Consider the following 16,731-nt stretch of genomic DNA (forward strand, 5'->3'; position numbering starts at 1 on the left):
CCTTATAGATAAAGCGGCATATGTTGTAAACCTGTTGTCTCTTCTAGTCCCGCTATTATGTTTGCATTTTGAATCGCTTGCCCAGCCGCGCCTTTCATCATATTGTCTATAACAGAAACGACCGTAACTCTTTCAGTTCTTTCATCGTAAGCTATGCCAATATCACAATAATTTGAGCCTCTCACTTCTTTTGGACTTGGAAATTTCCCTTGCGTACAAATTCGGATGAAAGGCGATTGTTCATACGTTTCTTCATACAATTTTTGAAGTTGCTTTATTTCCATCTTTTGTTTTACATTTGCATAAAGTGTAATCATGATTCCTCGTGATATCGGTATTAAATGTGTGCTAAATGTAATTGGCTGTAATTCACTATTCCATTCTGTAAGCATTTGCTCAATCTCTGGAACGTGCTGATGCTGGTTTACTTTATAGATATGTAAGTTATCGTATAGCTCAGGAAAATGAGTCATTGTTGTTGGTGTTTTTCCTGCTCCTGATACCCCTGATTTCGCATCAATAATAATCGAATCTTCTTCAATCATGCCGCTACGTACTAACGGCGCTATCGCTAGCAATGTGGCTGTAGCAAAACATCCTGGGTTTGCAATTAAATTTGCCTTTTGAATCCTAGTCCTCTTCCATTCACTTAACCCATACACTGCTTCTCTAAGAATTTCTTCTTTCGCTGCTGGCCTTTTATACCATAGTTCATATGACGAAGGATCTATCATACGAAAGTCTCCAGATAGGTCAATTACTTTTAAACCTTCTGCTACTAACTTGGGAGTTAACTCCGCCGATACTCCTGCTGGGGTTGCTAGAAATACAATTTCTGCTTCTTTTCCTATCGTCTCCACATCAATTTCTTGTAACGTATGAAAAAGGACATTTCGAAGATGCGGATATACATTTGTTATACACTCACCAACTTGTGAAAAAGAATGGAGAGATGCTATCGAAAAATATGGATGTTGTTCTAATAAACGAATTAACTCAATGCCCCCATATCCAGTGGCTCCAATAATTGCGACTTTCATAAGTTCCTCCTCATATCGATTCTTTAAATTAAGTATGATTATAATATTGTATATTTATAGAGTCAATTAAATATTTATAAATTTTTAAATCTAAAAAAACTTAATTTTACTAGAAAAATAATATACTCAACCTAATTTTTATACAAAAATAGTGCATAGTAGTTTTTTTATTTCACTTCAAGTACAATAAAACAATACATACGTACATACAGGCGGGGAAAAATATGAACGAAAAATTAATTGAGAAAATGATTATAAAAAGTTTTCAACAATATCAATGCAGTCCAATATCAACAGAAGATCTGGAAATGCTAGTGAAACATATTCAAACGGTGACTCATTCAAATATTGAAATTGATTTATACGAGGAAATTGAGGATATTGTTTATGATTATGTAACTGGAAAACAATAAAAAATAGGAGATTTCCATATGGAAATCTCCTATTTTTTACTTAATGATTTACCTGCTACACGTTCAAATAAACTTGGGAATAAAGCATAAAGTTTCGGGCCAATTCCCATCCACTTCGGTAAGTTTACTTCACGTTTTTTCGTGTGCATCGACTTTACGATTTGTTCTGCTACGTATGTTGGTTTTAACATGTAACGTCCCATATTCTTTACATATGTACCAGATTGATCCGCTATTTCAAAAAAGTTTGTATCTATCGGACCTGGATTAATTGCTGTAACATAAATATCTGTATTCGCTAATTCCATGCGTAAACTATTCGTAAATCCTAATACAGCATGTTTCGTTGCTGCATACGCACTTGATTTCGGAGTTGCAATTTTTCCGGCAAGGGAAGCAATATTAATAATATGTCCTTCGTTCTTGTTTACCATATAAGGTAGTACCGCTTTCGTACATGCTACTAATCCAAATACATTTACTTGGAACATATCTTTTACTTCACCCATTGACGCATCTTCAAACGTTTTAAAAATACCAAATCCCGCATTGTTTACTAATATATCAATACGTCCTACTTCTTGTAATACCTTTGAAAAAACAGACTGTACTTCCATCTCTTCACTTACATCTAATACATAATAATAGCAAGGCGTATTATAAGTTTCTTTAATTTTGTCTACTAACGCTTGTAGTTTCTCTTCTGTTCGAGCCATTAATACTGGAGTCGCTCCCTGTGCTGCAACTTGCATTGCAACTTGCTCACCAATCCCACTAGAAGCACCTGTAATGACGATTACTTTATTTTGTAAACGTCCTGTCATTGCTGTCACCTACTTTGCATAATAAATCAATTGTTGCGACGACTCATCAATCATCACTTGTTGATTATATGCTAAATAGTCCAATTGTCCAACCGTTTCTGAAATAGTAAGTGGTAATTGTTCTTTATATAATACCGGAAATAGTTTTACACATACTTCAAATGCTGTCATTGGTTTTTCCTTTAATAACTCAAGTACTTTAAAAGCACGTGTTTCTTGCTTTTGTAATCTCGTTTCAATAAGTTGTTTCACATTTAGAACATCTTCCCCATGCCCTGATAAAATGCGTGAAATATTCATTTCGCTTAAACGCTGTAATGTTTGGTTATATTGTAGTAATGGGCGTGCCCGTTCTGTTTGCCCTTCATATGGTGGTTCTAGTATTGGATTCGAAGAAATATGACTGATGAGAGCATCTCCACCAATTAATATTCCATCAGATTCTCTATATAAAGAAATATGAGTAGAAGCATGACCTGGTGTTTCAAGTACTATAAATCCAGGCAAAGAATCAATACGATCTCCTTCTCTCACAGTATGCGTTAACGATCTATTACAAGAATATTTAAGTGTCCTCGTCGTCAATAACGACTCGTCTTTCAAAAATGCTGCTGGCACACCAAACTGTAAGGCCGTCTCTCTAAAAAATTCATGATACCGCTTTAAAAATTCTGGATTTTGTGTGATCCAAGGCTCATTCCAAGGATGTCCAATAATATTCGTCTTCTCAGAAAATATATTTAAAAGTCCACAATGATCTGCATGATGATGCGTAATGACTACTGTTTCAATATCTTCTATCGTATGTCCTAATGCACCTAATTGACTTTCTAACGCATTCCTTGCCTCTTCTGTATTCGTCCCTGTATCAATTAATGTTAATGTCTCCCCCTCAACTAAAAACACATTCACAGTTTCCACTGCAAATGGTACAGGAATCTCCATTCGGTGAATCGCCGTCATGCTTAGCCCCCCTGTCTCTTTCCGGTTCAAAAATGAATACTTCTTCAGTTTACAACTTCTATATATATTTGTCATTATTTTCAGATAAAAAGAGGTGTTTCCTCTAAAAAAACGAATGTATGTACATTTATAAGAATTTCTAACCAAAATTAAAGGAGGAACATCATGTCTATTCAAAACATTTCCTTTCTCGGTGCAGGCTCCATTGCCGAAGCCATTATTGGTGGCTTGTTACATGCAAATGTTGTTAAAGGTGAACAAATTACTGTAAGTAATCGTTCTAACGAGACAAGATTACAAGAGCTACATAAAAAATACGGTGTCAAAGGTACTCATAATAAAAAAGAATTACTTACTGATGCAAATATTCTTTTTCTAGCAATGAAACCAAAGGATGTTGCAGAAGCGCTTACCCCTTTTAAAGAATACATAAATAATAACGTGCTTATTATTTCATTACTAGCAGGTGTTTCTACTCACTCAATTAGAAAACTACTTCAAAAAGACGTTCCAATTATTCGTGCAATGCCAAATACATCCGCAGCCATTTTAAAATCAGCTACCGCTATCTCCCCTTCAAAACATGCAACAGCGGAACATATTCGCACTGCAACATCTTTATTTGAAACGATTGGTCTCGTCTCTGTTGTAGAGGAAGAAGATATGCATGCTGTCACTGCATTATCTGGAAGTGGACCTGCTTATATTTATTACGTAGTGGAAGCTATGGAAGAAGCTGCAAAAAAAATTGGTTTAAAAGAAGATGTTGCAAAATCACTTATTCTTCAAACGATGATTGGTGCTGCTGAAATGCTAAAAGCAAGTGACAAACACCCTTCTATTTTGCGAAAGGAAATTACTTCTCCTGGTGGAACTACTGAAGCAGGTATTGAAATATTACAAGAACATAAATTTCAACAAGCACTTATTTCTTGTATTACACAGGCAACGAAACGATCACATAATCTTGGAAAAACATTAGAACAACTAACAAAAGAAAAATAGAAAAAGGAGCTCAAGTTTATTTGAGCTCCTTTTTCTTATAATTACACTTAGTTATTGTTCTTCCCAAAAATCTCTTCTTGCAGGCGACGACCAGTCGGCGTTGCTGCAAGTCCACCTTCTGCTGTTTCACGAAGTGCTACTGGCATCGTTTGTCCAATTCTAAACATTGCCTCAATTACTTCATCACATGGAATTGTACTCGTTACACCAGCTAATGCTAAATCTGCTGAAATCATCGCATTCGCAGCTCCTGCTGCATTACGTTTTACACAAGGTACTTCTACAAGTCCTGCAACAGGATCGCACACTAAACCAAGCATGTTCTTTAATGAAATTGCCATCGCTGTAGCTGCTTGATCTTGTGTTCCACCAGCCATCTCAACTGCAGCTGCAGCCGCCATTCCACTTGCTGAACCAACTTCAGCTTGGCATCCTCCTGCCGCACCAGAAATACAAGCATTATTCGCAACAACCATACCGAAAGCTCCTGCTGTAAATAAGAACTCAATCATTTCTTCACGTGTAGGCTGCAATTTTTCTCTTAGTGCAAATAGTACACCTGGCACTGTTCCAGCAGACCCTGCTGTTGGTGTTGCACAAATAATTCCCATCGCTGCGTTTACTTCATTTGTTGCAACAGCTTTGCTTACTGCATCCAAAATCGTATCTCCAGATAAGCCTTTTCCACTCTTCATATACGCTTGAACTTTTACAGCATCTCCACCAGTTAAACCAGTTGGTGATTTCACGCCGCGAATACCACGTTCTACTGCTTGTTCCATCACGACTAAGTTCTTTTCCATACCAGCAATTACTTCTTCACGTGAAATACGTCTTGTTTCCATTTCACATTGAATCATAATTTCTGCGATTTTTACATTTTGTTCTTTAGCTTGCGCCACTAGTTCCGCTGCGTTCCGAAACATGGTGTGTCCCCCCTGCAATTAATCCATAATAGTTACTTGACAAATATTTTGTTGCGCTTTTATTTCTTCAATCACTTCATCTGCTAATAATTCATCTGTTTCAATAACCATAAGCGCTCTTCTTCCTTTTTCTTTACGAGAAACACTCATTGTACTAATGTTAATCTCGTGTGTAGCAAGGATTGAAGCCACCGCTGCAATAGCACCAAAGCGATCGTTATTTACAATAAGTAGTGCTGGACTTGTGCCTGATAATTGAAGATCGAATCCGTTTAATTCTACAACTTCAATTTTACCGCCACCAATTGAGCAAGCAACAACTTCAATTTCTTCTTCACCTTTATACAAACGAATTCTTGCTGTATTTGGGTGAGGTGCATTGGCATCTTCTTCAATGAATTCCACTTCAATTCCGCGCTCTTTTGCTATTTCTAGCGCCTCTGGAATACGTAAGTCATCTGTTTCAAATCCCAATATTCCACCGATTAGTGCTACATCCGTACCATGCCCTCGATACGTCTTTGCAAATGATCCATATAACGAAATGCTTACTCTTTCTGGTTCATGACGAAACAGCTGGCGAGCAACTTGCCCCATTCTTGCCGCGCCTGCTGTATGTGAACTTGATGGTCCAATCATAACTGGACCGATAATATCAAATACTGAGCGATACTTCATCATAACTCCCCCTAAACCTCTATGCAAAAATTTATTCTACTATTCTATTAAGCTGCTACATCTGTCGCTTTTCCAGTTGTACCACGAATTTGTTCTGCTGTATGAATTGGATAATTTTTGAATAAAAGCAATCCAATATAACCTGAAATAATACCAGTTATAATAATACATAAGAATCTTAGCATTATTCTCATTAAAAAATGATATAAGATCCTCCACAATAAAGTCTGGTAGCAATCCAAAGTTTAACACAGAAGCCATTGCAAGGACAGCATAAACAAGTGATATAACCATTGCTAATACAACTAAATTTGCACCCGCTACTCCGCCTAGGCTACCTGCTGATGTTCTGAACTCTTTTAAAGAGTGGTGTACCAATTAACTCTCCACCACCTTATTAATAAAAAGCTTCTACTAAGGAACTCGCAATAGTTACACTAGCTAATCATATCGTTTAGCTAAAAAGTGAAAAAGACTTAGTACACATAATAGTAATATCTTTCCTATTATAATTCTCGTGTTACTCTCTCATGGTTTAGTCAACTTCACTTGTTACGATAATGACTAAAATGCATGTGACTTATCATAAATTATAATCTGTCCTAATTATAGCTTGTTTTTTATAAAACGCTTACTTTTGTTGAATTTTAAAAGTTCTGAATAAAAGTCCGTTTCTACTATTTGTATCACTTGTATGTCATCTGACTTATATAACAGTTTTTCTAAATGATCATTATTTCGTATTTTTATCCTATATATTCAAACCATCCTAATTTTCTGTATCATCCAAGTATAAGTATAAAATAATAACAGTTTTATTTTTAAATTTTTTTAGACATATAAAAATGGCAACCCGTTGTTACCATTTTTTACAAAACTATCATTTTTCTACTGGGAATGATTTCAAATCCGTCGCTATTTCTGTATTAGAAAACAACTCTCTTGCCTCTTTCAATAATTCCTTATATGTATCTCCTTGATAGCGAGAACTAATGTGAGTTAAGATTAATCGCTTCGCATTTGCCTGAAGTGCAATGCTCGCAGCTTGCTTAGATGTGGAATGAAAATAATCATGCGCTTGTTGCTCATCTGCTGCTGCGAAAGTCGCTTCATGGACAAGTACATCTGCATCTTGCGCAAGCTCCCTACTCGCTTCGCAATATCGCGTATCACCTAAGATAGTAATAATTCTTCCTTTTTGGGGTGGGCCGATAAACTCATTTCCATTTAATATCGTGCCATCCTCTAATTCAACTACTTCTCCATCTTTTAAACGTTTAAAGATTGGACCTGGTTTCACACCCATCTCAAGCAACTTATCAACTAAAAGAGCACCTTGTATATCTTTCTCTACAATACGATATCCAAAACATTCTATGCCGTGTGACAATCTTTTCGTTTCTACACAAAATTCATTATCTTCAAATACGGTACCTTCTTCTGTTATCTCCACAACTTCAAGTGGATATTTCACATGTGTCGTACTTACCGATAATGCCACTTCAATAAATTGTTTAATTCCTTTCGGCCCATACACCGTTAAAGGCGTAGTTCCTCCTTGAAATGAACGGCTACCTAATAAACCAGGCAATCCAAAAATATGATCGCCATGTAAATGCGTAATAAATATTTTCTCAATGCGGCGCGGACGTACCGATGTATGTAATATTTGATGTTGCGTGGCCTCGCCACAATCAAATAACCAAGTCTGTCCTCGTTCTTCTAACAATTGTAAAGCAATTGCTGAAACGTTCCTTCCTTTTGAAGGAACACCTGCACCAGTTCCTAAAAATACAAATTCCACTTTCTTTCCTCCAGCTCTAAATATACTCTATCTCTCATCTTACGGAATGTTATTTCAAATGGCAAATCGAATTTACATAACCAATCATCTAGACAACTATATAACACGAACGTTATACTTAAAAAATTTAGCAATCGTTCGTGTTTTGTGGTAAAATAATTATACTACATTTTAAGGGAGCGTTTTATTATGAAAGAAGTATTTCGTTTACAAACTGATTTTTCATCTTCATTTGATCGCTGGGTAAGTTCTTTCGTGTCTGATCACCCAGCACAATTAGAATGGACAACTTTAAAGGAATTAATCCATGAATATACAACATCACATACAAATGATACGTTACCAGCATATATTTCTTCAGCTTTAACATATTACGCCCAACGCGTTCCAACTACAAACAGTTCAGAGATTGTTATTTTTGAAAACCCTACAATCTTGTAATCTATAATAAAAAAGCACTGGTTACAGTGCTTTTTTATTTATACTTATTTAGCAAATGATCATATTCCGTCCAAAAGTCTGTATACATGCTTTGATCAAACTCATCTAAAATTATCTTTTCACTTGATTTATTGAATAATTCTTTTGCTTGTAGTGCAAAAGAAACAATTTGTTTTTTATATTCATTTTCATTCAATTCTATATGAAGCCCTTCATAGTATATAGCCTTTTGATCAGTAGAAATAACTTTGACACAATCCTTTAAAACCACATTTTCACCTATATGGTTTATAGTCCAATGAATTGAAATTGGGCATCCTAACATGAGCATAGTGCCACATCCGTGTAAAATAAGCCCCTCTTCATTTTCAATATCACAAATATATTCTTTATCTAAAGTTCGTAACAAAGCTAAAGCTGATGCACTTATTCCCCACTCCTCATCCATACCTGTTTGTGTAATAATCGTTCCAGCCACATTTAAATATATTTCTCCGTGTGAACATAAATCTTCCTGCTCATTAAACAACCACTTTTGATTCTCAATATTTATAATAAAATTTTGTGGTACCATTACAAATTCCCCTTTTATAAAAATATTTATTTTCCACATTATTTATAATCAATATCATGCATTTCATCCCATATATCTATTATAAATCCATTTAATATTTTAAAAACACAGATAAAAAAGATATTGACACTACGATTTTACAGTGCTAACATTCAACATGTAATTGAATATGGTCTCTGTTAGGTGAGGCTCCTGTATAGAGAAACGCTGCTGCCCAAAAATGTCGAGAGACGCCAATGGGTCAACAGGAAAGGTCGGAATGAAGGCCTTTTTTAACGTAGCTGGTTTCAGTACCTATGCTATACAGTGCTAAAACTCAACGAGGGAGAGGTGCATGTATTTTGTCATACACAAAAACTGTTTTTATTTATGTCTACTAACAGTCTTTGTTGTGGACTCTTTTAACTGCGAATTCAGACCTTTACTCGTTTTGAGTAAAGGTCTTTTTACGTCTATATGCACCTTACTATGAAACAAACATAGCATATTCAGAAACTACTAAATTGTACGGAGGTGAGGAACAGTTGGCAATTGATGATTCGGCCCAGATACCCATACGTTTTACATTCATATTTCATCATGTAGGTAGGAAAGAAACTGTTCCTCACCATTTCAAATAGTTAGGTAACAGATTGTTTCCTCCTTCATGACAGAGGAGGAACTACCGATGTTTAATTTACAAAGACAAGAAACAAAGCATGCTTATGAGCAAGATAGCATGAAAACAAATAACGAATTATTAGTGGAGGTTGCAACACAAGATGTAAGCTCTGCGTTAAAACTTTTAGAAACAACACAAGATGGATTATCTAAACAAGAAGCGTCTCGTAGACTTTCTTTATATGGTCCGAACGAAATAGCTCATAATAAAATGGCGCCGTGGTACATTCAATTTCTGTTGGCATTTAAAAACCCATTTATTTTCGTTTTATTAGCTCTTGGAGCACTCTCCTTTTTCACGGATGATATGCAAGGAACGATTGTCGTATCTGTAATGGTCCTACTTAGTGCAACGATTCGGTTTTCACAAGAATTCCGTTCTCAAAAAGCTGCCGATAAGTTAAAAGCTATGGTTCGAACAACTGCGAGCGTATTTAGAATAAATGGATTTGTACATGAAACAAAAAATGTAAAGAATTTAAACCGAAATTACACAACAGAAATTCCAATTGAGGAACTTGTACCTGGCGATATTATTTCCCTTTCAGCTGGTGATATCGTTCCAGCTGATGTGCGTGTTGTATCCGCTAAAGATTTATTTGTTAATCAATCTTCTTTGACAGGGGAAGCACTTCCTGTAGAAAAATACGAACGCTGCTACCATACAGAAAATAAGCATATCTTACCGAAAAACATGAAAAAAAATTACAATCCACTCGATATGGAAAACCTTTGCTTCATGGGAACAAATATTGTAAGTGGTAGCGCAAAAGCTGTTGTCATCTCAATAAGTACCGATACGTATTTCGGCTCTTTAGCAAATAAGGTAATTGGAAAGCGTGTAGAAACAAGCTTTGATAAAGGTGTAAACAAAGTAAGCTGGCTCTTAATTACATTCATGCTTATTATGGCGCCTATTGTCCTTCTCATTAATGGATTCACAAAAGGAGATTGGCAAGAAGCTTTCTTCTTCGCTATTGCCGTTGCTGTTGGCCTTACACCTGAAATGTTACCCATGATTGTAACTGCTAATCTAGCTAAAGGTGCCGTTAACATGTCTAAACAAAAAGTAATTGTAAAACAGCTAAATTCTATTCAAAACTTAGGCGCTATGAACATTCTTTGTACAGATAAAACCGGAACTTTAACAGAAGATAAAGTTGTCCTTGTTCGTCACTTAGATCCTAATGGAAATAAATGCAATCGCGTCTTACAATTTGCCTATTTAAATAGTTTCTATCAAACTGGATTGAAAAATTTAATAGATAAAGCTGTTATTAAGCATACAGAGGAAAATAATAAATTTAATCCATCAGCTTTTCAAAAGCTAGATGAAATTCCATTCGATTTCGCCCGCCGGCGTATGTCAGTCATCGTAAAAGATATTTCAGGTGAACATACAATGGTTTGTAAAGGTGCCGTAGAAGAAATTTTATCAATTTGTAATTACACTGAAGTGGATGAAAAAGTCGTTCCACTCACCGAGGAAATACGTTCAAATGTCAAAAAACTAAGTGAGACATTAAATAGTGAAGGTATGCGGGTTATTGCTGTGGCTTATAAAAAAGATAGAAGAATAAATGATAAAGAGTACGCAGTAAAAGACGAAACAGATATGATTCTCGCTGGATATATCGGCTTTTTAGATCCACCGAAACCATCTGCAGCAGCTGCAATTCAAGCATTACAAAAACATGGTGTACAAGTGAAAATTTTAACTGGCGATAACGAAATTGTTACAAGAAAGGTTTGTAAAGAAGTTGGATTAGATATCGGCGAACCAATCCTCGGTTACGAGATTGATTCTTTACCAGATAAAGCATTAGCAAAACTTGCTGAAGAAACGACTGTATTTGCGAAGCTTAATCCAATGCAAAAATCTCGCATTATACACGCATTACAAGGAAATGGACACACTGTAGGTTACATGGGAGATGGCATTAACGATGCTGTAGCATTACGTGAAGCTGATGTCGGAATATCTGTTGATACTGCTACTGATATTGCGAAAGAAGCTTCTGATATTATTCTACTCGAAAAAAGTTTAACTATATTAGAAGCGGGGATTTTAGAAGGACGTACTACATTCGGAAATATTTTAAAATATATTAAGATGACAGCTAGCTCTAACTTCGGTAATGTGTTTAGCGTGTTAGTAGCAAGTGCTTTCATTCCTTTTTTACCGATGCTTGCCATTCATCTTTTAATTCAAAACTTACTTTATGATATTTCACAACTTTCTATTCCATGGGACAAAATGGATAAAGAGTTTCTAGAAAAACCCCGAAAATGGGATACTGCAAACTTACGAAACTTCATTATTTGTATCGGCCCAATCAGTTCCATATTTGATATTATCACATACGTAGTCATGTGGAATGTATTTGGTGCAAATACACCGAGCGAGCAATCATTATTCCAGTCCGGTTGGTTTGTGGTTGGATTGTTAACACAAACTTTAATTGTTCACATGATACGAACACAGAAGATTCCATTTATTCAAAGCGCTGCATCAACACCAGTCGTTTTATTAACCGCTCTTATTATGGCAATCGGGATTTATATTCCATTCTCACCACTTGGTGCAGCCGTTGGTTTACAATCATTGCCACTTAGCTACTTCCCTTGGTTAGTAGGAATACTATTAGGCTACGCTTTTTTAACACAGTTCCTGAAAAAGCTTTATATTAAAAAGTTTCATAGCTGGTTGTAAAAATAAGAATGAGTGGGTATTCCCCGCTCATTCTAAAAGACATAACACATATTTATATATGGAGGTGACCATGATGGTATGGTACGACATTATATTCAGATTAGTTATAGCAATTATTGTAGGAGCTTGCATCGGAATGGAAAGACAATGGAGACATCGAATGGCTGGGTTACGGACAAATGCTCTCGTATCACTTGGTGCCTGTATATTTGTTTTATTATCCGTCATGCTTAATCATGATGCTAGCCCCTCCCGCATTGCCGCTCAAGTCGTTAGTGGCATTGGCTTTTTAGGGGGTGGCGTTATTATCCGCGATGGTTTTAGTATTAGAGGGCTAAATACGGCAGCTACTTTATGGTGTGCAGCTGCTGTCGGTACTCTTACAGGCGCCGGTTTCCTCGTTGCAGCTATATTAGGTGCAGCCGGCGTGTTACTAGCAAATATACTCCTTCGCCCAATTGCTCTTTTTATGAATAAAAAATCAAAAGAAGAATCACCAGAACAAACGAACTACTTACTTTCCCTTACTTGTTCAGAAGAAAATGAAGCACATATTCGTTTTTTACTTATGCATATGGTAAGTACAGAAGGGCTCGGTTTAAAAGAGTTGTATAGTGAAGACGTAGATTCTAATCGAAAGGTGTGTATACAGGCTACATTACATTGCAAGACAAATGCGGCTATCTTAATTGAAAAAATAGTAAGTAGAATGCTATTAGAATCTGGCGTTACTGGAGCTGGATGGAAGACTTCTTTAGATTTAGAAGCGAGTTAAATAGGAAAGGTGTCATGATTTTACTACTTCATGACACCTTCTACATAAACTTATTTTCTAACTTTTGTTGAAACGACTTCTCTTGCTTACGTAGTAGTTGACTACCTCGTTGTAAAATCGGTGTTCCATACTTATCATTAATTTGATCAATGACAGCAAGTAGTGGTTCTTTTTTCGCATCCTCTTCAAATGAAAACAAATCTAATTGTTTCACCGATTCTGTCTTCCACTCTATTTCAGTAGCTGTAACACCTAGTAAACGAACGGAATCACCATCCCAATGTTGCTTCCATAAACGGGATGCTGCTTGAAAAATATCGCGTTCTTCCCAAATCGCATTTTTCAATTGCTTACTCCGTGTTACTGTTCGCCTATCATGGTATTTAATCATAATTTGAATATTATAGCTGACAAGGGTTCGCTTTTGTAATCTTTTACTCACTGATTTTGATAACCGTTCTAACATATCAAGTAATTCTTTCTCTTCATCCATATCCTTTGAAAAAGTCATCGAGTTACCGACACTTTTATGTTGGCCCATTTGACTCGGATCCACTTCCCTATCATCCGTACCTTTTGCACGCTTTTGTAAATCAATACCGTGCTTGCCAATTTTAGCGCGAATGATATGCTCGTCTCCCTTCGCTAACTGTTCAATTGTATGTATATGAATTTCATTTAATTTTTCAGCTGTTTTTTCTCCAATCCCATGCATTGCTTCAACTGGAAGTGGCCAAATCATTTCTGGAATATCACGTTTTCGAAGCACGGTAATACCGAGAGGTTTTTTCATATCAGAAGCTGTTTTTGCTAGGAAAAGATTTGGAGCGATTCCGATACTACACGGAAGCTGTAACTCTGTTAATAGTGCTTGTTGTATCATCTTTGCTATTTCAAGGGGCGAACCAAGTGCATAGCAATCTGTAATATCTAAATATCCTTCATCTATTGAGACTGGTTGTATCTTTTCTGTAAAACGGGAAAGGACTTGAAACATTTGAAATGAAGCTTCGCGATATAATGTGAAATTAGGACGCCTTACAACTAATTGCGGGCATAATCTTTTCGCTTCCCAAAGGGGCATCGTCGTACGTATTCCGTATTCTCTCGCCTCATAACTACATGTTATTATAATTCCTTTTCTCTCTTTTTCATTTCCAGCAACCGCTAATGGCTTTCCTTGTAATGATGGATCATGAGCAATTTCAACAGATGCGAAAAAGCAATTCATATCTACATGTAAAATAACACGACCATTTTTCGGATACATTTCTCGCATAGTACTCACTCCCTAATCAGAACGTTCGTTCTTTCATTATATCAAATTTTGCACAATAGTTATAATAATTACTTGTTCTTTTTTATAATCGATATAAAGAGGATATATATGTGAAAGGGGCTGATTATGATGAAATCAACTAATAAAGTGAAACTTTAATCAGTGGGGGTTTTGTTCATCCCCCACTGATTATTAGCCCTCACCAATTGGACTTTTACAAGCAACCCGATCCCCACCTAACTTCTTTACTTTCGCTGAATTTTGAGGTGGGGGGCTTACTGCCCGGCAAATAGCGGGACAAACTCAACTATACATTCCTTGTAGTTATATTAATCATTGCAATTAATGATTTACTACTTCCGATTTTCAATATGAATACGTTAGGATTATTCCCTCGTCTAGTACATGTAGCAACTTCCATAGTTTTTCTTATATTGGCTTATACGTCTTGTCAAAGCAATCAAATCAAAATAAAAAGCGTGTAAATCACAATTGATTTACACGCTTTTTATTTTCCATTACTTCGCTACTTCTTCAATAATTGCAACAACTAATTCTGCTGTTTTTGCTAATTCTTCAACAGGAATCTTCTCGTTTGTTGTATGAATTTCTTCATAACCAACTGCTAAGTTAACTGTTGGAATACCATGTCCTGCAATTACGTTTGCATCACTTCCGCCACCACTTTGGTGAAGAGAAGGTGTACGACCAATTTTTTCAGCTGCACGTTTTGCAACTTCTACAACGTGATCGCCATCAGCAAACTTAAATCCTGGGTACATAACGTTTACTTCAACGTCTGCATGACCGCCCATTTCTTTTGCAGTTGTTTCAAATGCTTCTTTCATTTTCGCAACTTGTGCTTCCATTTTCTCATTGATTAAAGAACGAGCTTCTGCAAAGATTTGTACATGATCGCAAACGATATTCGTTTGTGTACCACCTTCAAAACGTCCAATATTTGCAGTCGTTTCAGAGTCAATGCGACCAAGTGGCATCTTCGCAATTGCTTTCGCTGCGATAGTAATTGCAGATACACCTTTCTCCGGCGCTACACCAGCGTGAGCTGTTTTCCCGCGAATAATTGCGTTCACTTTCGCTTGTGTTGGAGCTGCAACAACGATTTCACCAACTTTTCCATCACTATCTAATGCGTAGCCATATTTCGCTGTAATACGCTCACGGTCTAATGCTTTTGCACCAACAAGACCTGATTCTTCTCCGACTGTAATAATAAATTCAATTTTACCATGAGGGATATTTTTCTCTTTTAAAACACGGATTGCTTCGAACATTGAGGCTAATCCAGCTTTATCATCCGCACCTAAAATTGTTGTACCATCTGATACGATATATCCATCTTTAATAGAAGGCTTAATTCCATTACCAGGAACTACTGTATCCATATGAGAAGTAAAGTAAATTGTATCAACACCATCTTTTGTTGCTGGTAAAGTACAAATTAAGTTGCCTGCACCATGACCAGTTACAGCCATTGTGTCATCTTCAAATATTTCTACACCTAAATCTGTAAATTTCTTCGTTAATACTTTGCAGATTTCTGCTTCAAATTTTGTTTCAGAATCTACTTGTACTAATTCCATAAATTCATTTACTAAACGTTCTTGATTAATCATAAGACTGCGCCTCCTGCACTACCATTATGTATGTAACACTACTAATTATAACAGAATTTCGCAAAACTTTCGAAATACAAGACAAAAAACAGATGGTTTACATGTCTAGATAACCATCTGCTTTCTATTACTCATTTAACAATACCCAGCGCATATGATCCTCCCACACGCCATTTACCATTAACATCTTCCTAGACACGCCTTCATATTGAAAACCTATCTTCGTCACCACTTGTATAGATGCTAAATTACGAGGCATAATCGGAGCTTCTATACGATGTAACTGAAATTCCTCAAAAGCAACTTGAATTGCTTTTCTAAGTGCTTCTGTCGTATACCCTTTGTTTAACTCTGCTTTATCTAATTTATAACCGAGTACACAAGATTGATAAATGCCACGAACGATTAAATTAAATGAAATACACCCAATTATTTTCGTATCATCACCCTTTTTAAAAATCCATAGTCTGATGATTTTCCCTTCTTCGAACTCTTTTCTATCCTTTTGCAACTTTTTCTTTTGATAATCTAGCGTAAAAAAATCATCCGGTCTATACTCTTCCCAAGCTTTTAAAAATTCACGATTTCTGTCGTAATATTGAAGAACTGTTTCAGCATACGACTCATCAATTTCCCTTAAGTATAAACGATCTGTTTCGTATATTTTCATCATCGTATCTCCATTCTTCAGCTTGCCCAACTAAAAATTAACAATATACCCTTTAACTATATTCTCTATACACACTCAAATTTCCTGTTATATTTTGCAATCCCCTCCCGAATTTTGTCCTCACTCTCCCCTTGTCCATAATTTCATTTCTCGTTACAATGAAATTGTACTGATTTGCAAGGAGGTATAACGATGCATAAAAAAGCTCAAAAAATTATGGTTTATGTGATGCTAATTTCTATGCTTGTAACAACATTACTTGCTGGCGCGAGTATGTTTTGGTAAAAAGGGCGATGTGTTCGTCCTTTTTTTACTTTTTACACATGACA

General features: G+C 36.1%; 17 protein-coding genes and 1 riboswitch. Of the genes, 6 read left to right on the forward strand and 11 right to left on the reverse strand.

Annotated elements, in window-relative coordinates; genetic code table 11:
• Positions 1-2: 2 nt before the first annotated feature.
• On the reverse strand, positions 3-1,040 hold the full coding sequence (gene argC / locus MHI26_RS21305; RefSeq protein WP_061666313.1) for an N-acetyl-gamma-glutamyl-phosphate reductase: 1,038 nt from the start codon (positions 1,038-1,040) through the stop codon (positions 3-5).
• A 224-nt stretch (positions 1,041-1,264) separates the two neighbouring features.
• Here argC and MHI26_RS21310 point away from each other — a divergent pair, with 224 nt between their 5' ends.
• A complete protein-coding gene (locus tag MHI26_RS21310) occupies positions 1,265-1,453 on the forward strand; it encodes a YqzH family protein (RefSeq protein WP_001003226.1) in 189 nt (62 codons plus the stop codon).
• Between the two features lie 29 nt (positions 1,454-1,482).
• On the opposite strand, the gene MHI26_RS21315 is transcribed toward MHI26_RS21310, so the two are convergent.
• A complete protein-coding gene (locus MHI26_RS21315) occupies positions 1,483-2,277 on the reverse strand; it encodes an SDR family NAD(P)-dependent oxidoreductase (RefSeq protein ID WP_061666312.1) in 795 nt (264 codons plus the stop codon).
• Positions 2,278-2,286: 9 nt separating this feature from the next.
• Positions 2,287-3,240 carry an MBL fold metallo-hydrolase gene (locus MHI26_RS21320; RefSeq protein WP_000125118.1) on the reverse strand — a complete coding sequence of 318 codons (954 nt, stop codon included), beginning with the start codon at positions 3,238-3,240 and terminating at the stop codon, positions 2,287-2,289.
• A gap of 165 nt (positions 3,241-3,405) precedes the next feature.
• On the opposite strand from MHI26_RS21320, the gene proI reads away from it, so the two are divergent.
• Positions 3,406-4,245: a pyrroline-5-carboxylate reductase ProI gene (gene proI, locus MHI26_RS21325; protein WP_000027255.1), complete on the forward strand. Its 840-nt coding sequence runs from the start codon at positions 3,406-3,408 to the stop codon at positions 4,243-4,245.
• 47 nt (positions 4,246-4,292) lie between these two features.
• Here proI and sdaAA read toward each other — a convergent pair whose 3' ends face one another.
• The 4 genes from sdaAA to rnz all read right to left on the reverse strand — a co-directional run bounded on the left by sdaAA (position 4,293) and on the right by rnz (position 7,653).
• Entirely contained in the window at positions 4,293-5,171 is an 879-nt protein-coding gene (gene sdaAA, locus MHI26_RS21330) for an L-serine ammonia-lyase, iron-sulfur-dependent, subunit alpha (RefSeq protein WP_000489454.1), read from the reverse strand.
• An 18-nt stretch (positions 5,172-5,189) separates the two neighbouring features.
• Positions 5,190-5,849, reverse strand: coding sequence for an L-serine ammonia-lyase, iron-sulfur-dependent subunit beta (sdaAB, locus tag MHI26_RS21335; protein WP_000877451.1), 660 nt, complete (start codon positions 5,847-5,849; stop codon positions 5,190-5,192).
• Positions 5,850-5,896: 47 nt separating this feature from the next.
• Entirely contained in the window at positions 5,897-6,043 is a 147-nt protein-coding gene (locus MHI26_RS31615) for a hypothetical protein (protein ID WP_042972647.1), read from the reverse strand.
• 686 nt (positions 6,044-6,729) lie between these two features.
• Entirely contained in the window at positions 6,730-7,653 is a 924-nt protein-coding gene (gene rnz / locus MHI26_RS21345; RefSeq protein WP_000397452.1) for a ribonuclease Z, read from the reverse strand.
• A 189-nt stretch (positions 7,654-7,842) separates the two neighbouring features.
• Between rnz and MHI26_RS21350 the strand changes: the two genes are divergently transcribed.
• Positions 7,843-8,094, forward strand: coding sequence for a DUF3932 family protein (locus MHI26_RS21350; RefSeq protein WP_061666311.1), 252 nt, complete (start codon positions 7,843-7,845; stop codon positions 8,092-8,094).
• A 34-nt stretch (positions 8,095-8,128) separates the two neighbouring features.
• On the opposite strand, the gene MHI26_RS21355 is transcribed toward MHI26_RS21350, so the two are convergent.
• Positions 8,129-8,668: a hypothetical protein gene (locus MHI26_RS21355; protein WP_061666310.1), complete on the reverse strand. Its 540-nt coding sequence runs from the start codon at positions 8,666-8,668 to the stop codon at positions 8,129-8,131.
• A gap of 168 nt (positions 8,669-8,836) precedes the next feature.
• Positions 8,837-9,004: riboswitch (M-box (ykoK) riboswitch) on the forward strand.
• A gap of 331 nt (positions 9,005-9,335) precedes the next feature.
• Here MHI26_RS21355 and mgtA point away from each other — a divergent pair.
• The gene (gene mgtA, locus MHI26_RS21360) at positions 9,336-12,041 is read left to right on the forward strand and encodes a magnesium-translocating P-type ATPase (RefSeq protein ID WP_061666309.1); all 2,706 of its coding nucleotides are present in this window, start codon (positions 9,336-9,338) and stop codon (positions 12,039-12,041) included.
• 73 nt (positions 12,042-12,114) lie between these two features.
• Positions 12,115-12,816, forward strand: a complete 702-nt coding sequence (locus MHI26_RS21365; protein WP_061666308.1) for an MgtC/SapB family protein — start codon at positions 12,115-12,117, stop codon at positions 12,814-12,816.
• A 40-nt stretch (positions 12,817-12,856) separates the two neighbouring features.
• Here the strand turns inward: MHI26_RS21365 and MHI26_RS21370 are convergent, their stop codons facing one another.
• The 3 genes from MHI26_RS21370 to MHI26_RS21380 form a co-directional block, all read right to left on the reverse strand.
• On the reverse strand, positions 12,857-14,095 hold the full coding sequence (locus MHI26_RS21370; RefSeq protein WP_001208856.1) for a DNA polymerase IV: 1,239 nt from the start codon (positions 14,093-14,095) through the stop codon (positions 12,857-12,859).
• A gap of 518 nt (positions 14,096-14,613) precedes the next feature.
• The gene (locus tag MHI26_RS21375; protein ID WP_000609800.1) at positions 14,614-15,732 is read right to left on the reverse strand and encodes a tripeptidase T; all 1,119 of its coding nucleotides are present in this window, start codon (positions 15,730-15,732) and stop codon (positions 14,614-14,616) included.
• Positions 15,733-15,859: 127 nt separating this feature from the next.
• On the reverse strand, positions 15,860-16,405 hold the full coding sequence (locus MHI26_RS21380; protein WP_061666307.1) for a GNAT family N-acetyltransferase: 546 nt from the start codon (positions 16,403-16,405) through the stop codon (positions 15,860-15,862).
• A 189-nt stretch (positions 16,406-16,594) separates the two neighbouring features.
• Between MHI26_RS21380 and prli42 the strand changes: the two genes are divergently transcribed.
• Positions 16,595-16,687, forward strand: a complete 93-nt coding sequence (gene prli42 / locus MHI26_RS21385) for a stressosome-associated protein Prli42 (RefSeq protein WP_000549037.1) — start codon at positions 16,595-16,597, stop codon at positions 16,685-16,687.
• Positions 16,688-16,731 lie beyond the last annotated feature (44 nt).

The organism is Bacillus sp. FSL K6-1218, from assembly GCF_038006445.1.
Taxonomy (GTDB): Bacteria; Bacillota; Bacilli; order Bacillales; family Bacillaceae_G; genus Bacillus_A; species Bacillus_A thuringiensis_S.

Coding starts and splice junctions, on each gene's coding strand:
- MHI26_RS21320 (WP_000125118.1), bottom strand. CDS start 3,240: ATGACGGCGATTCACCGAATGGAGATTCCTGTACCATTTGCAGTGGAA.
- sdaAB (WP_000877451.1), bottom strand. CDS start 5,849: ATGAAGTATCGCTCAGTATTTGATATTATCGGTCCAGTTATGATTGGA.
- sdaAA (WP_000489454.1), bottom strand. CDS start 5,171: ATGTTTCGGAACGCAGCGGAACTAGTGGCGCAAGCTAAAGAACAAAAT.
- argC (WP_061666313.1), bottom strand. CDS start 1,040: ATGAAAGTCGCAATTATTGGAGCCACTGGATATGGGGGCATTGAGTTA.
- MHI26_RS21370 (WP_001208856.1), bottom strand. CDS start 14,095: ATGCGAGAAATGTATCCGAAAAATGGTCGTGTTATTTTACATGTAGAT.
- MHI26_RS21375 (WP_000609800.1), bottom strand. CDS start 15,732: ATGATTAATCAAGAACGTTTAGTAAATGAATTTATGGAATTAGTACAA.
- mgtA (WP_061666309.1), top strand. CDS start 9,336: ATGTTTAATTTACAAAGACAAGAAACAAAGCATGCTTATGAGCAAGAT.
- MHI26_RS21315 (WP_061666312.1), bottom strand. CDS start 2,277: ATGACAGGACGTTTACAAAATAAAGTAATCGTCATTACAGGTGCTTCT.
- MHI26_RS21310 (WP_001003226.1), top strand. CDS start 1,265: ATGAACGAAAAATTAATTGAGAAAATGATTATAAAAAGTTTTCAACAA.
- MHI26_RS21380 (WP_061666307.1), bottom strand. CDS start 16,405: ATGATGAAAATATACGAAACAGATCGTTTATACTTAAGGGAAATTGAT.
- MHI26_RS21365 (WP_061666308.1), top strand. CDS start 12,115: ATGGTATGGTACGACATTATATTCAGATTAGTTATAGCAATTATTGTA.
- prli42 (WP_000549037.1), top strand. CDS start 16,595: ATGCATAAAAAAGCTCAAAAAATTATGGTTTATGTGATGCTAATTTCT.
- MHI26_RS21350 (WP_061666311.1), top strand. CDS start 7,843: ATGAAAGAAGTATTTCGTTTACAAACTGATTTTTCATCTTCATTTGAT.
- MHI26_RS31615 (WP_042972647.1), bottom strand. CDS start 6,043: ATGAGAATAATGCTAAGATTCTTATGTATTATTATAACTGGTATTATT.
- MHI26_RS21355 (WP_061666310.1), bottom strand. CDS start 8,668: ATGGTACCACAAAATTTTATTATAAATATTGAGAATCAAAAGTGGTTG.
- proI (WP_000027255.1), top strand. CDS start 3,406: ATGTCTATTCAAAACATTTCCTTTCTCGGTGCAGGCTCCATTGCCGAA.